Origin of the sequence: Micromonospora sp. URMC 103, assembly GCF_051386435.1 — a bacterium.
In the GTDB taxonomy this organism is placed as follows: domain Bacteria; phylum Actinomycetota; class Actinomycetes; order Mycobacteriales; family Micromonosporaceae; genus Micromonospora.
The window spans coordinates 771,040-784,804 of the sequence record NZ_JBPQTR010000005.1 but is presented as its reverse complement, the minus strand read 5'-3'; the positions used below and the strand labels follow the sequence as shown (position 1 = coordinate 784,804).

12 protein-coding genes are annotated in these 13,765 nt (G+C 73.6%); 4 read left to right on the top strand and 8 right to left on the bottom strand.

What is annotated here, in order from left to right; all coding sequences use genetic code 11:
- Nucleotides 1–14: 14 nt before the first annotated feature.
- A complete protein-coding gene (locus ACSNOA_RS16600; protein ID WP_436659357.1) occupies nt 15–1,688 on the bottom strand; it encodes an ABC transporter substrate-binding protein in 1,674 nt (557 codons plus the stop codon).
- Nucleotides 1,685–2,719 carry a LacI family DNA-binding transcriptional regulator gene (locus ACSNOA_RS16595; protein ID WP_436659355.1) on the bottom strand — a complete coding sequence of 345 codons (1,035 nt, stop codon included), beginning with the start codon at nt 2,717–2,719 and terminating at the stop codon, nt 1,685–1,687. The genes ACSNOA_RS16600 and ACSNOA_RS16595 overlap by 4 nt, the downstream gene beginning before the upstream one ends.
- A gap of 119 nt (nt 2,720–2,838) precedes the next feature.
- Between ACSNOA_RS16595 and ACSNOA_RS16590 the strand changes: the two genes are divergently transcribed.
- On the top strand, nt 2,839–5,916 hold the full coding sequence (locus tag ACSNOA_RS16590; RefSeq protein ID WP_436659353.1) for a beta-galactosidase: 3,078 nt from the start codon (nt 2,839–2,841) through the stop codon (nt 5,914–5,916).
- Between the two features lie 340 nt (nt 5,917–6,256).
- Here the strand turns inward: ACSNOA_RS16590 and ACSNOA_RS16585 are convergent, their stop codons facing one another.
- Nucleotides 6,257–6,559 (bottom strand): GNAT family N-acetyltransferase, encoded by a 303-nt coding sequence (locus tag ACSNOA_RS16585; RefSeq protein ID WP_436659351.1) that lies wholly within the window; start codon nt 6,557–6,559, stop codon nt 6,257–6,259.
- 173 nt (nt 6,560–6,732) lie between these two features.
- On the opposite strand from ACSNOA_RS16585, the gene ACSNOA_RS16580 reads away from it, so the two are divergent.
- Nucleotides 6,733–7,761, top strand: a complete 1,029-nt coding sequence (locus tag ACSNOA_RS16580; RefSeq protein ID WP_436659350.1) for an aldo/keto reductase family protein — start codon at nt 6,733–6,735, stop codon at nt 7,759–7,761.
- 65 nt (nt 7,762–7,826) lie between these two features.
- Here the strand turns inward: ACSNOA_RS16580 and ACSNOA_RS16575 are convergent, their stop codons facing one another.
- Complete coding sequence (locus ACSNOA_RS16575) at nt 7,827–8,864, bottom strand: hypothetical protein (RefSeq protein ID WP_436659348.1); 1,038 nt, start codon at nt 8,862–8,864, stop codon at nt 7,827–7,829.
- Nucleotides 8,861–9,208 carry a PadR family transcriptional regulator gene (locus ACSNOA_RS16570; RefSeq protein ID WP_436659346.1) on the bottom strand — a complete coding sequence of 116 codons (348 nt, stop codon included), beginning with the start codon at nt 9,206–9,208 and terminating at the stop codon, nt 8,861–8,863. Before ACSNOA_RS16570 ends, ACSNOA_RS16575 begins: the two co-directional genes overlap by 4 nt.
- A gap of 107 nt (nt 9,209–9,315) precedes the next feature.
- On the opposite strand from ACSNOA_RS16570, the gene ACSNOA_RS16565 reads away from it, so the two are divergent.
- Complete coding sequence (locus ACSNOA_RS16565; RefSeq protein ID WP_436659344.1) at nt 9,316–10,662, top strand: glycosyl hydrolase family 18 protein; 1,347 nt, start codon at nt 9,316–9,318, stop codon at nt 10,660–10,662.
- On the opposite strand, the gene ACSNOA_RS16560 is transcribed toward ACSNOA_RS16565, so the two are convergent.
- Together ACSNOA_RS16560 and ACSNOA_RS16555 are read right to left on the bottom strand one after the other, a co-directional pair.
- Nucleotides 10,650–11,156, bottom strand: coding sequence for a molybdenum cofactor biosysynthesis protein (locus ACSNOA_RS16560; RefSeq protein ID WP_436659342.1), 507 nt, complete (start codon nt 11,154–11,156; stop codon nt 10,650–10,652). The genes ACSNOA_RS16565 and ACSNOA_RS16560 overlap by 13 nt on opposite strands.
- The gene (locus tag ACSNOA_RS16555) at nt 11,153–11,707 is read right to left on the bottom strand and encodes an alpha-ketoglutarate-dependent dioxygenase AlkB (RefSeq protein WP_436659340.1); all 555 of its coding nucleotides are present in this window, start codon (nt 11,705–11,707) and stop codon (nt 11,153–11,155) included. Before ACSNOA_RS16555 ends, ACSNOA_RS16560 begins: the two co-directional genes overlap by 4 nt.
- 136 nt (nt 11,708–11,843) lie before the next feature.
- On the opposite strand from ACSNOA_RS16555, the gene ACSNOA_RS16550 reads away from it, so the two are divergent.
- On the top strand, nt 11,844–12,563 hold the full coding sequence (locus ACSNOA_RS16550) for a carbonic anhydrase (protein ID WP_436659338.1): 720 nt from the start codon (nt 11,844–11,846) through the stop codon (nt 12,561–12,563).
- A gap of 146 nt (nt 12,564–12,709) precedes the next feature.
- Here the strand turns inward: ACSNOA_RS16550 and ACSNOA_RS16545 are convergent, their stop codons facing one another.
- Entirely contained in the window at nt 12,710–13,588 is an 879-nt protein-coding gene (locus ACSNOA_RS16545) for a DMT family transporter (protein WP_436659337.1), read from the bottom strand.
- Nucleotides 13,589–13,765: the final 177 nt, after the last annotated feature.

Here is a 13,765-nt window from a genome sequence, read left to right as displayed (position 1 = left end):
GGCCGGCCCCTCGGCTACTTGGCGTCGGCCCCGGCGGGCTTGAGGTTCGTGATGATCAGCAGGTTGTCGCTGGGCGCCGCGTACGGGTTCTCCTCGTTCGGCCAGCCCACGGCCTTCGTGGTGCGGTACTGGAACCACTTGGCGCCGTACCAGAGCGGGATCACCGGCACCTGCTCGGTCATGACCTTCGTGAGGTCGGCGACGGCGGCCTTCTGCGCGGCCTCGTCGGTGGCGGTGCGCAGCGTGTCGATGAGCTGGTCGGTGTGCGGGTCGTTCCAGCGGACAAAGTTGCTGACCGCCTTCTTGCCGACCGGCGCCGACTGGTCGCTGGCGAGCGGCTCCTGGAAGTTGCGGAACATGTTGCAGCTTCCGCCGTGCACACCGAGCACCATGTCGTAGTTGCCGATGGCCCGGTCGTTCTCGTACGCCTCGGGGGTCGGGGTCTCGGCCCGGACGGTGAAGCCGAGCGCCGTCAGGTTGGCCACGATGATCCGCTGCGCCTGCACCCAGTCGGTCCAGGAGCCGGGCACCCGGAAGCTGAACGAGATCGGCTTGCCGTCCTTGCCGACACGCTTGCCGTCACCGTTGCGGGGGTAGCCGGCGGCCGTGAGGTCGGCGTCGGCCTTCGCGGCGTCGTACCCGGCCACGCCCTGGTTCGGAATGTCCTTGGGCAGCCAGTCGGCCTGCCCCGGCACGACGAGGCCGGTCTGGCTCGCCGGCTTGACGTAGCCGAGCTGCGCCTTGTCGACGATCTCCTGCCGGTTGAACGCCGGCACGAGAGCTTTGCGGAAGGCGGTGTCGTTGAACGGCGCCTTCGTGAGGTTCATGTAGACGCTGATGGTGCCGCCCGAGGGGTACCAGTACCTGTTGTGCTCCGGGTCCCGGTCGACGTACGCCTTCTTGATGTCCGGCACGAACATGGCGTTGGTGTCGTACTCGCCGCGACTGAGCTTGAGCTGGTCGATCTGCCCGCCGCCGTCGGCCTTGTGGAACCGCAGCTCGTCGACCTTGACTTTGTCGGCCTGCCAGTAGTCGGGGTTGCGGCCCAGCGTGAGCTGCTGCGGGTTGAACGCCTTCACGGTGAAGGGGCCGGTGCCCACGGGCTTGTCGGCGTTGACGAACGTCACCGGGTCGGCCACCGTGGACCAGACGTGCTTCGGCACGATCTTGATCTCGCTGAACAGCGTGAACGCGGACGCGCCGGGCTGCGTGAACCGCATGGTGACGGTCTGCGGGTCGGTCGCCTCGACGGCGCTCAGGTAGCGCCAGATCCCCTTGACGTCGAGCGCCTTGTGCCGCTTGAGCATGTCGTAGGTGAAGGCCACGTCGTCGGCCGAGAACGGCTTGCCGTCGTTCCACCGCACGCCCGAGCGCAGCTTCCACACCAGCGTCCGCGGGTCGGTCCAGGTCCACTCGGTGGCGAGCCACGGCTTGGCCTGGCACCCGTAGTTGTCGTAGGTGATGAGCTGCTCGAAGAGGTACTCGGTGGCGCCGAGGCGGGTGGCGTCCAGGTACGGGTTGTAGTTGGCCTGCGGGTTGCTGCCGCCGCCGAAGTCGCCGTAGTCGAGGAACGCGATGCGGCCGTCGGTGCCCGGGCCGGACGCCTGTTCGGTTCCGGTGCAGCCGGCGGCGGCCAGGACGACGGCCGTCGCCACCGCGGCGATCCGGACGAGTCTCGTTCGTTTCACTTGCCGGTACCTCCAGTGGGGGGTTCCGCCGGGCAGCCGCAGCTGCGGCGCACGACGAACTGGGTGGGGAGGACGATGCTGTTGGGTGCCGCCGCGCCCGGGGCGTCGACGGCGTGGAGGATCAGCCGGGCGGCCTCGGCGGCCAGGTCCCGGATCGGCTGACGCACGGTGGTCAGCGGCGGCGAGACGAGCGCCGCCATGGGCGCGTCGTCGAAGCCGGTGATGACGAGGTCCTCGGGCACGCGGAGGCCGCGGCCGAGCGCACCCACGAGGACGCCGAGGGCGATCTCGTCGTTGGCGCAGACCACCGCCTGCGGGGCGGGGTCGGGCCCGGTGAGCAGCCGCTCGGCGGCGAGCACGCCGTCGGGCTGCTGCATGGCGACCCGCACCGGCTCGGGTGGCGGGTTGCGGTCCAACTCCCGGTAGGCGTCCTGGAAGCCGGCCCACCGGTCACTCACGTCGGGCGACCCGTCCGGGTTGCCGACGAAGACCACGTCGCGCAGGCCGTGGTCGACCAGCAGGTGCCGGGTCAGCCGGGTCACGGCCGGAGCGTTGTCGACGCTCACCGACGGCACCGTCTCGGGGCCGCGCCCGGCCAGCACCACGACGGGGACCATCTCCGCCAGCCGCAGCAGCGCGGGGTCGGAGATCGTGCCGCCGACGACGGCGACGCCGTCGACGCGGCGGGCCATCTCCAGCACCTGGTCGTCGGAATCCTCGCGCAGGTGCGTGCAGAGGATGTGCACACTGGCCCGCGCCGGCACGGCCTCGGAGTCGAAGCCCTGGATCAGCTCGGTGAAGTAGGGGCCGGACAGGCCGGGGAAGACCAGGCCGAGCGCGCCGTGCCGGCGGGCGGCGAGGGCGCGGCCGAGGTGGTCCGGCCGGTAGCCGTGTTTCTCGATCGCCTCGAGGACCCGCCGGCGCATGTCCTCCGACACCTGGCCGGTGCCGTTGGAGACCCGGGACACCGTGGCGACCGAGACGCCGGCCAGCCGGGCGATCTCCCGAACCGTGACCCGACTGTTGCCCATGGCTCCCTCGATCCGTAACGTGCGGTTAACAGAAACCGGTTTCAGGCACCATAAGCAGGCGTCCGCCGGAGCACAAGAGGGCCGCCTGAAGATCGCGCCGAGAGGAAGAGTCAGACCCCATGTCGCGAGTGCTTCTCCACGACCGCAGGATCGTCGTCGACGGTCGCCCCCGCCTGCTGCTCGCCGGCGAGGTGCACTACTTCCGGTTGCCCCGCGCCGCGTGGGCGGACCGGCTGGACCGGCTCCGCGAGTGCGGTGGCGACACCGTGGCGACGTACGTCCCCTGGCTGTGGCACGAACTGCCCGACGGCCGCGTCGACCTCACGGGGCGAACGCACGAGCAGCGGGACCTGGCCGGCTTCCTCGACCTGGCGCACGAGCGCGGCCTGTACGCGGTCGTCCGGCCCGGCCCGTTCATCATGGCCGAGGTCAAGAACGAGGGCATCCCCTACCGCGTGTACGACGAGCACCCGCACCTGCTGCCGACCACCTGGGACGGCCGGCCCATCACCACCCGCACCGTCGACTACCTGGCCCCGGAGTTCCTGGCCGCCGCCGACGGCTGGTACGCCGAGGTCATGCCCGTGATCGCCGAACGGCTGGCCGACCGCGGCGGCCCCGTGATCGCCGTCCAGCTCGACAACGAGATCGGAATGCTCTCCTGGGTCACCAACTCCCCCGACCTCACCGACGGCGTCTGCGAGGACGTGCGCCGTTGGGCCGTCGACCGGTACGGCAAGGACGGCGCGGCCGAGCGGATCGGCGCCGACCCCGGCGACCCCCTCGCCTGGGCGGCCGCGCTGCGCACGCCCGCCGAACCGAGGTCCCTCACCCTGCACGACGACCTGGGCCGCTACATGCGCGACCGGTACCGGCGGTACGTCGCCACGCTGCGTGACTCCGCGGAGCGGCACGGGGTGCGCGGCGTCCCGTTCCTCATCAACGTGCACGGCACCGGCGGCGGCCGCGGCCGCACCTTCCCCATCGGGATCAGCCAGCTCTTCGAGGCGTACCGGGGGCAGCCCCAGGTCACGTCCGGCTCGGACTACTACCTCGGCGACCTGACCGTCACCAACGTCGCCGACCTCTACGTGGGCAACGCCTTCCTGGCCGCCGTGCACGACGCACACCAGCCGCCGACCTCGCTCGAGTTCGAGGCCGGCAACGGCGACTACGGGCAGGACCTGTCGACGCTCTACCCGCCCGAGGCCGTCGAGCTGAAGGCCCGGCTCTGCGTGGCACAGGGCAACCGGCTGCTCAACCTGTACCTGTTCGCCGGCGGTTACAACCCGCCACTCGCGCAGCCCGTGGGCGACGGCAACGACCGGATCGCCTTCACGGGCGAACGGCACGGTTTCGCCGCGCCCGTCGACCCCGAGGGGCGGCTCAACCCCACCTTCGACGCGGCCCGGCGGGCGCTGCACGCCGTACGTGGCGTCGCCGACGTGCTCGCCGACTCCGACGAGGAGAACGACGGCGTGGCCCTCGGTTTCGTGCCCGACCACTACCTCACCGAGTACCACCACCCCGCCTCGGCGTCCCGCGCCGCGCAGATCGCCGACCTGGAACGGTTCCGCGGCATGGGTCCCCGCGACGTGCTGGCCCGAGCGCTGCTGCTCGCCGGCTTCTCGTTCCCCGCCGTCGACCTCCAGTCACCCCTGCCGACGGACACCCCGCCGGTGATCGCGCTCGGCTGCGCCGCCACGCTGGGCCGCGAGGTGCAGCAGCGGCTCGTCGACCACCTGCGCGGCGGCGGGCGGTTGCTGCTGCACGGCGTCCTGCCCGAACGCGACCACGACGGGACCCCCTGCACCCTGCTCGCCGACGCGCTCGGGCTCACCGTGGCCGGGCGGGTCGAGGACGGGCCACAGTGCTTCCCGTCGGTGGTCGGGCACGGCTGGGCGGCCGGCCGCGCCGAGGCGCGCGTCGGCTACGCCCAGCGGCTGGCTGGCGCGATCGGCGAGCCGGTGTTCACGGAGGTGGGCTCCGGCGAGCCCTGCGCCGTCGAGGTGTCGGTGGGCGCCGGGCGCGCCCTCGTGATCGCCGCCGACGTCCCGTGCGACCTGGACTTCTGGCGGGCCGCGCTGGAACGGCTCGGCGCGCGCCCCCGGCTCGCTCCCGCGGCCGACGGCCCCGGGCTCGTGCTCACCTCGACAGTCGACCGCGCCGGTCAGCGGCTGCTGCACCTCGTCAACGTCGCGCCGTCGGCGGTCACCGTGACGCTCGGCTGGCACGGCGCCCCGGTGCTCGCCGGACGCCGGCTGCGGGTGCCCGCCCGCACCGGGCTGATCCTGCCGTACGGGATCCGGTCGGCGCGGCCACGCTCGTGGAGACGACCTGCGAGCTGGTCTCCCGGGACGGTGACACGGTGCTGCTGCGCCCCACCCAGGGCGACGACGAGGTGGTGCTCGCGACCGACCGACCGGTCACGGCCAGCCGCGGCACCGTGCACACCGCCGACGGCCGGGTCACCGTTCACCTGCCCGGCGCCCCGCACAACGAACCCGTCCGCCTCAAGATCGGCTGACCCCCCGGCCGCTTCTCCCCCGCGCCCCGCCCCGGTGATCATGAAGTTATTGCCGATCGACACGGCGTGTCGCGGCAATAACTTCATGATCACCAGCGGGGGCGGGGGCGGGGCGCGCGCGGAGTCGGCGCGGTCGGGGGGTCAGGCTCGTGGGGTGATCTCGGTGAGGACGCGGCGTTGGAAGGCGCGGGCCTGCGCTCCCGTCGGTGGGGTGCCGCCGCGGCGGGCGGCGATGGACCGCTCGATCACCGGTGCGTCGACGTCGCCGTCGGCCAGCAGCCGCTCGCCCGCCGCCGTCTTGGCCAGCCAGGTGCCGTGGCGGAACCGGACGAGCGACCGGCAGGCGCCGAGCACCGCGTCCTCGGCGCCGGCCGCCGGCTCGTCGCCGGGCGGGGTCGGCAGCGCGAGCCACCAGCTCAGCGCCTCGACGAGGAGGCGGCGCAGATCCGCGGCGCTGACGTCGGCGAACACCTCGGCGGCCGGCGGGCCGAGGAGCGCCTGCCCGTGCTCGTGGAGGATGCTGCGGTCCAGCGCGTACCAGAAGTGCCCGTCCGCCGCCGGCCGGTCCCCCGGCGCGTACGTTGCGCGGAACGGCATCCGCGCGCCGGTGTTCAGCTCGACCTCGAAGCCGGGCTCGGCCGTGCCCGACGCGGCGACGGCTCGGCGGTAGGCGACCAGTTCCAGCCCCCGGGCCGGGCAGGGCAGCGCCTCGTGGCGCAGGCCGGCCACGAGGGCGCGCTTGTCCTCCTCGGGCAGGGGGTCGGCGCAGACGAGCGCCACGTCGATGTCGCTGCGGCCGGGCTGGTACGCGCCGAGCCCGACCGAGCCCGCCGCGTACGCGCCCACGAGGTTGTCGCCCAGCACCTTGGACGCCACCGCCACGAGGTCGGCGAGGTAGCGTCGAACGTCCGTTTCCATGCCGGCCATCTGACCCGATCGACGGCGGTCGACCTCACCCGGGCGGGCGCGCGGGCCCGGAGGCCGTGTCGCGCACCCGCGCGGGCGCCGAATTACTTGATCTTGCGCGTGGTCCGGACCACGATGTCCTCGTACTCCGGGTGCTTCTCGAGCCAGCCGGCCAGGAACGGGCAGATCGGCACGACCGTCCGGCCCTTCGCCCGCGCGTCGTCCATGACCGCCCGGGCCAGGGTCGACCCGAGCCCCCGGCCCTCGAACGCGGGATCGACCTCGGTGTGGGTGTAGGCGATGATCGTGCCGGTCAGCTGGTAGGTGACGAGGCCGGCGAGGGCGCCCTTCTCGTCCCGCGCCTCGAAGCGGTCGCGCTCGGGCACGTCTGTCACGGTGAACTGCATGCCGGAAAGTGTCGCAGGCCGCCGGCCGCGCCGCCCACGTGACGGGCCTCGCAGCGCGTCCCGCGCCTCAGGCGCGGCGGGCGCGCGGCCTGCCCACCTGCGCGCGCGTCGATGCCCGGTAAGGCACCCGGAGGGCACGCGCCGATTACGCGCCGGTGCTACGGTCGGCGGCCGTGGAGCATCGTCGTCTCGGCCGGAGCGGCCTTCAGGTCAGTGAGATCACGTACGGCAACTGGCTCACCCACGGCGAGCTGGTGGCCCGGGAGGCCGCGCTCGCGTGCGTCCGCGCCGCGCTGGACGCCGGCATCACCACCTTCGACACGGCCGACGTCTACGCCCTGGGCGCCGCCGAGTCGGTGCTGGGCGAGGCCCTGCGCACCGTGCGCCGGGAGTCGGTGGAGATCGCGACGAAGGTCTGCCTGCCCACCGGCGACGGGCCGAACGACCGGGGGCTGTCCCGCAAGCACGTCCTGGAGTCGTGCCACGCCTCGCTGCGCCGGCTCGGGACCGACTACGTGGACGTCTACCAGGCGCACCGCTTCGACGGGACGACGCCGCTGGAGGAGACGCTCGTGGCGTTCGACGACCTCGTCCGCCAGGGCAAGGTGCGGTACCTGGGCGTGTCGGAGTGGACGGCGGGGCAGATCACGGCGGCGCTCGACCTGGCCGACCAGCTCGGCCTGCGCAGCCGGATCGTGTCGAACCAGCCGCAGTACAACATGCTGTGGCGGGTGATCGAGGCCGAGGTGCTGCCGTTGTGCCGGCGCGAGGGCATCGGCCAGCTCGTCTTCCAGCCGTTGGCCCAGGGGGTGCTGACCGGCAAGTACCGTCCCGGCGAGCAGGCCCCGCCCGGTTCCCGGGCGACGAGCGGCGGACGCGCCCCCCGGTTCATCGGCCGGGTGCTCGGTGACGCCCTCCTCGAGCGGGTGCAGCTGCTGCGGCCGGTCGCCGAGGAGGTCGGGGTGTCGATGGCCCAGCTGGCGATCGCGTGGACGCTGCGGCAGGACGGCGTCAGCTCGGCGATCATCGGCGCGTCGCGGCCGGAGCAGGTGGCCGAGAACGCGGGCGCGGCCGGGATCCGGCTGGACGCGGGCGCGCTGGCACGCGTCGACGAGGTGCTGGGCGACCTCGTCGACCGCGATCCGGCCAAGACCGCGCAGATGATGGCCGTGAAGCCGGAGTGGGCGCGGACGTCCGCGTGACCCGCGCCGCGGGGCTGACGCAGTCCCGGCGTTCCCGACCGGAACACCGGGACCCGACCGCCCCGTCACGCCGCCGGTTGCTCCCGGTCGGCGGCGCGGCCCAGCGCCACCATGCGCAGCGTCTCCTCCCGGCGACGCACCAGCAGGGCGCCGGCCAGGAAGGTCACCGGCGGCACGAGGACGAGCACCGCCCACTGCACGGGAGCCAGGGGCACGGGGTGTCCCATGTGCATGTTCGAGTAGTTCCACCCGGCGAGGGTGGCGTCGATCACCAGGGCGAGCACCGCCACCGGCAGCAGCATGACGGCGATCCGCCGGCGTACCGGAGGCGGGAGGGTGACCAGCGCCAGGCCGACGGCCAGGCCGGCGGCGGCGAACCCGGCGACGTAAAGCCAGAGCGTGGTGGAGCTGGCGGCCTCCAGCCCGTAGAGGACGTGGAAGCTGCCGCTCCCGGCGTCGCGGGTCGGGCTCAGCGTGCGGTTGATCTCGAGCAGCGCGGCCGCGGTGACCGGCGCGAGCAGCAGCGGCAGCGCCCGGCGTACGCCGAGCACGGCCCACGCCCGGCGGCGTGGGGCCGGCACGGTGAGCGCGCCGGCCGCCACGACGGCGAGCAGGAGCTGGGGCAGCGTGTCCACCACGTAGGTCGGCTCGTCGACGGTCCGCGGGGCCACCAGCACCCACCAGGCGACGACGCCGGCCCACGCCAGACCGGCGGCGGCCCACCGCAACCCGGAGAGCGCGGCGGCGCACACCCCGCACCAGCCGGCCACCCGCAGCCAGTCGGCCGCGCTGGGACCCCGCCCCGGCCCGCCGAGGACCGCTGTGGCGGCGGAGGCGAGCAGGAGCATGACGGCGAGCAGGCCGGTCACGGCCGCCGCGTCGGCCCAGGCCGGTGCGGTGAACCCCCGTGCGCCCACCCGCAACCGGGCCCGCAGGCCGGCGCCCACCAGGTCGCGCACCTCACCGGCGGCCGGGCGACGCTGCCCGGGCCGCGCGCCGGCGAGGAGCACGGCCACCATCTCGTCCTCGTAGACCCGGCGGTGCTCCCAGGGGTACGCGGCCAGCAGCCGGCGGTAGCGGCGTTCCAGCTCGTCGGCGCTCACGCCGCTCCCCCTTCCGGAAGCAGTCCGGCGCGGCGCAGCCGGAGACGGGCGGCGTCGGCGTTGCGGCGCAGCCGGGCGGCCTCGTCGGCGAGCCGGCGGGCGCCCAGCGCGGTGAGCCGGTAGTAGCGGCGCAGCCTGGACTGCACCACCTCCTCGCGGTCGACCTCGATGAAACCGTCGGCGCGGAGCCGGTCGAGGACGGCGTACAGGGTGCCGGCGCGCAGCCGCACCCGGCCGTCGGATATGCGCAGCACGTCCTCGATGACGGCGTAACCGTGGCGCGGAGCGTCGGCCAGCGCGGTGAGGATCAGGAACGTCGGCTCCCGGACCGGGCTCTCGGACATGGCGGCAGCATATAACGGCTGCCGGCATATGACGTCCTTGTGGACTGCCGCATTTACATTTAACAACCTTAACGATAGCCTCCGCTCCATCGATGAGGAGGCATGTCATGCGAGTTCCCGGTAGGACGATGGCGCTGCTCGCGGGCGCGACGCTGGTCGCCGCGCTCGCCGCGACGCCCGTCAGCCACGGCTTCGCCACCACCACCGCCGCCAACGCCGCACCCGCGGCCTGCTCGGCCCCGGAGTGGACGGAGGGCGTCGCCTACCCGGCGGGCAGCCGGGTGACGTACGCGGGCCGGACCTACCAGGCCCTGGTCACCCACACCCCGCCGGCCGGATCGGGCTGGACCCCGGCGGCGACGCCCGCCCTCTGGACCGACCTCGGCGCGTGCGCCGGCACGCCGTCGCCCACGCCCACCGCCACGCCGTCCCCCACACCGAGGCCCACGCCGACCGCGACGCCCACCCCGACCCCGACGCCCACCACGCCGGGCTCGGCCACGTGCGCCATCAAGCCGAGACCCACGGGCAAGGTGCTCCAGGGTTACTGGGAGAACTGGGACGGCGCGGCGAACGGCGTCCACCCACCCCTGGGCTGGATCCCGCTCACCGACGCGCGGATTCCCGCGCACGGCTACAACGTGGTCAACGCGGCGTTCCCGGTGATCCGCGCCGACGGCACGGTGCTCTGGGAGGACGGTATGGACGCCACCGTGAAGGTGCCGACCCCCACCGAGATGTGCCAGGCCAAGGCCGCCGGGCTGACCGTCCTCATGTCGATCGGCGGGGCCACCGCCGGCATCGACCTCAGCTCCACGGCCGTCGCCGACCGGTTCGTGGCGACCATCGTCCCGATCCTCAAGCGGTACAACTTCGACGGCATCGACATCGACATCGAAACCGGCCTCACCGGCAGCGGGAACATCAACCAGCTCTCCCCCTCCCAGGCCAACCTCATCCGCATCATCGACGGTGTGCTCGCGCAGATGCCGCCGGCCTTCGGGCTCACCATGGCGCCGGAGACCGCGTACGTGACCGGGGGCAGCGTCACCTACGGGTCGATCTGGGGCGCGTACCTGCCGGTCATCAAGCGGTACGTCGACAACGGCCGGCTCTGGTGGCTGAACATGCAGTACTACAACGGCAGCATGTACGGCTGCTCCGGCGACTCCTACCCGGCCGGCACCGTGCAGGGCTTCACGCGGCAGACCGACTGCCTCGACGCCGGCCTCGTCATCCAGGGCACCACCATCCGGGTCCCCTACGACAAGCAGGTCCCGGGGCTGCCCGCCCAGCAGGGCGCGGGCGGCGGCTACCTGACCCCGGCCTCGGTGGCCCAGGCGTGGAACACCTACCACGGTGGCCTGAAGGGCCTCATGACCTGGTCGCTGAACTGGGACGGCAGCCGCGGCTGGACCTTCGGGGACAACGTCCGGGCGCTTCAGGGCCGCTGAGCCGGCGGGTGTTCGACGGCGACGCGCACCGGCCCCACCCGCAGGACGCCGTCGGTGAGCGGCGTGCACCGCACGCCGCCCCGGCGGCGCAGCGCCTTCCACGCGCCGGGGCCGATCGCCACGTCCATCCAGGCGCACGGGTTGGCCGGCCGGTTGACCCGCAACCGGACCGGCCCCGCACCAGAGTCCAGCACCAGCACGGCGCCGACCAGTTCGTCCACGGCGATGCCGGCGGTGAGGATGTTGCGCCGGACCTGCCGCAGGTCGGCTCCCGGCGGCAAGGACTCCTGGGCGATCAGCGTGACGCTCGCCTCCCGGTGCGCGGGGCGGCCGAAGTAGCGGTCGCCCACGATGCCGAGGCCCGCCCGGACCCGGATCTCGTCGACCAGCTCACCCTCGGGGGCCGGCGCCGGCCCGTCGGCGGGCCGGCCAACGTACCGGTGTACGGGCGAGGCCAGCAGTTGCACGACCCGCGGCTCGGGAGACCGCGTCACGATCCACGCACCTGGCGGAAGGTGATCGAGTAACGCAGGCGCGGCACCGGCGGGATGCTGTGCTGCCAGCTCGACCGGGCCGCACCGGCCAGCACGTACGCCGAGCGCGGCGCCAGCTCCACCTCGTACACCCGGCGCTCGTCGCCTCTGCCGCGCTGGAAGCGCAACAGGCACTCGGCGCCCAGGGAGAGGCCGACCACGGTGGGGCCGAAGGCGGGCGCGTCCCGGTGCCAGCCGATGACGGCGCCGGGCGGGTAGCGGGTCACCAGTGCCTGCGCGAGGCCGTCGACCGGCACACCGGCGAGCCGGGCGCAGCGCTCGCGCACCTCGTGCAGCTCCACCGGCAACGCCTCCGTCTCGGTGAGCTGGAACGAGCCGTAGTCGTAGTCGTAGCCGAAGTGACGCACCGTCCGGCGGGCGATCTGGCCGTGCATCCGGACCTCGCCGAACTCGTAGGCGCCCAGGGCGGTCAGCAGTGACCGTTCCTCGTCCGGGTCCACGAGATCCGGCTGGTACGCGAGCCCCACCGGCCGCTCGTGTACACCGCGCATCCGCCCCACCCGCCCGACGCTAGCCGGCCCGCCCGCCCCGCGGGTCGGAACCACGACAGCGCCGCGGATCACACCGTAGACCACAGTGGACGCCACGGTGGTAGGAAATAGGCGAACCTCACCATGGGAGATCATCATGACCCGTCCGTCCCTGACCCGCCGGTCGCTGCTGGCCACCGGCGGCGCCGCCGTCGTCGCCGTCGGAGCGGGCGCGGCCGCCCGGCCGGCCGTCGCCGCGCCCGCCGAGTCCTCGCGCGAGGGCGACCCGCCCACCCCGGCCGAGGCGCTGCGCCGCCTGTTGCGGGGCAACCACCGGTTCGTGACCGGCCACAGTCGGCACCCCCACCAGAGCCTCGACGACCTGCACGAGCTGGCCGCCGGCCAGCACCCGTTCGCCGTCACCATCGGCTGCGCCGACTCGCGCGTCGCCCCCGAGCTGCTGTTCGACCAGGGGCTGGGCGACCTGTTCGACAACCGGGTCGCCGGGAACATCGTCGACGACCTGCTGCTGGGCAGCGTCGAGTTCGCGGTCGAGGAGTTCGGCAGTCCCCTGATCGTCGTCCTGGGCCACGAGCGGTGCGGGGCGGTCACCGCGACCATCGAGGCGATCCACTCCGGGGGCACGGCGCCCGGCCACATCGGCACGATCGTCGACAGCCTCCGCCCGGTGGTCGAGCCGGTGCTCGACGAGCCGGGCGACGCCGTCGAGAACGGGGTCCGGGCGAACGTGCGGGCGCAGGTCCGGTCGTTGCTCGAGCGCAGCCCGATCGTCGCCGCGAAGGTGCACGAGGGCGCGCTCGCGGTGGTCGGCGCCCGCTACGACCTCGACAACGGCCGGGTCACCCTGGTGTCCTGACCCCGGCTCGTCCACCGGTCGCGGGCCCCCCAACCCGGGTGGGCCCGCGATCCACTCCGTTCCGGCGATGTGGCGGCATCCCCCGGTGCTGGATACCGCCACATCGGCGGACTGTAGTCGATCAAGGACTGCGGAACGGTGATGCGCTAGCCGCCCTTGACGTGGGGAGCGCGGCGGGCCAGCATCACGACCGCCAGGATCACCACCACGAGCGCGAGCGCCTCGCCGAAGGCGGCCGCGGGATCACCCCGGATCGACTCGTCCAGCCAGACGAGGCCCACCACGATCGCCACCAGCGGGTCGGTGACCGTGATCGCGGCGAGGGCGGGGGCGCCCAGCGGGCCGGCCTGGTACGCGTTCTGGCTCAGCAGCACGCCGAACGGGCCGAGCACGAGGATGGCGTACGCCTGCCACTGGGTGAACACCTGCAACGGGCTCTCCGTGAGGTGGAACGCCAGGCTGCTGATGAGCCCCGCGGTGACGCCGTAACAGACGCCCGCGGCGAGGGCCAGCGGCATGGGGCGCCAGCGCCGGTCGAGCTTCACCGCGGCGAGCAGGCAGAGACCCACCGAGGCCACCACGGCCACGCCGAGCAGCAGCGCCGACCAGAACGACTCGAGGCCCCGCCCCTGGCCCCGTCCCGGCTCGGCGATCACCAGGAACGCCGCGAGCCCGAACAGGCAGAGGGTCGACTCGAGCAGGATGGTGCGGTCGGGGCGGTCGTGCGCGAACGCCGCGAAGAGCAGGACGTACCAGACGAGCCCGGTCACCAGCAGCGGCTGCACCAGGATGAGCGGGATCAGGCTGAGCGCCGCGACCTGGAAGGCGAACGCGGCGGCAGCGAGCACCACCGACCAGCGCCAGGCGCGTACGTGCACCAGGTGGGCCAGGAGGGTGGGCCGCCCGGCCGGTTCCTCGGGCACCTGCCGGCCGGCGCGGAACTGGAGCACGCCGGACGCCCCGAACGCCGCGGCGGCAGCCAGGGCGATCGGTATGCCGGCAACCAGCTCTCCCGTCGCGTTCACCGCACGCCAACCGGCCCGGTCACAGGGACTCCTCACCGTGGTCGTCCGCGTTGCCGCCACCGGCTCCGACACCAGGCGCCCGCCACGGGCGACCCGCGTCCGGCGGGCCTCGCGAGGCACCTGCGGTGGCTCGCCGCGCCTTCCCGACATAGCCCGGGATAAACGCGGGCGCCGGCC

Bases quoted from the DNA above. Each gene is read 5' to 3' on its own strand.
- ACSNOA_RS16565 (WP_436659344.1), top strand. From the start codon at position 9,316: ATGCGAGTTCCCGGTAGGACGATGGCGCTGCTCGCGGGCGCGACGCTG.
- ACSNOA_RS16555 (WP_436659340.1), bottom strand. From the start codon at position 11,707: ATGCGCGGTGTACACGAGCGGCCGGTGGGGCTCGCGTACCAGCCGGAT.
- ACSNOA_RS16590 (WP_436659353.1), top strand. From the start codon at position 2,839: ATGTCGCGAGTGCTTCTCCACGACCGCAGGATCGTCGTCGACGGTCGC.
- ACSNOA_RS16550 (WP_436659338.1), top strand. From the start codon at position 11,844: ATGACCCGTCCGTCCCTGACCCGCCGGTCGCTGCTGGCCACCGGCGGC.
- ACSNOA_RS16585 (WP_436659351.1), bottom strand. From the start codon at position 6,559: ATGCAGTTCACCGTGACAGACGTGCCCGAGCGCGACCGCTTCGAGGCG.
- ACSNOA_RS16595 (WP_436659355.1), bottom strand. From the start codon at position 2,719: ATGGGCAACAGTCGGGTCACGGTTCGGGAGATCGCCCGGCTGGCCGGC.
- ACSNOA_RS16570 (WP_436659346.1), bottom strand. From the start codon at position 9,208: ATGTCCGAGAGCCCGGTCCGGGAGCCGACGTTCCTGATCCTCACCGCG.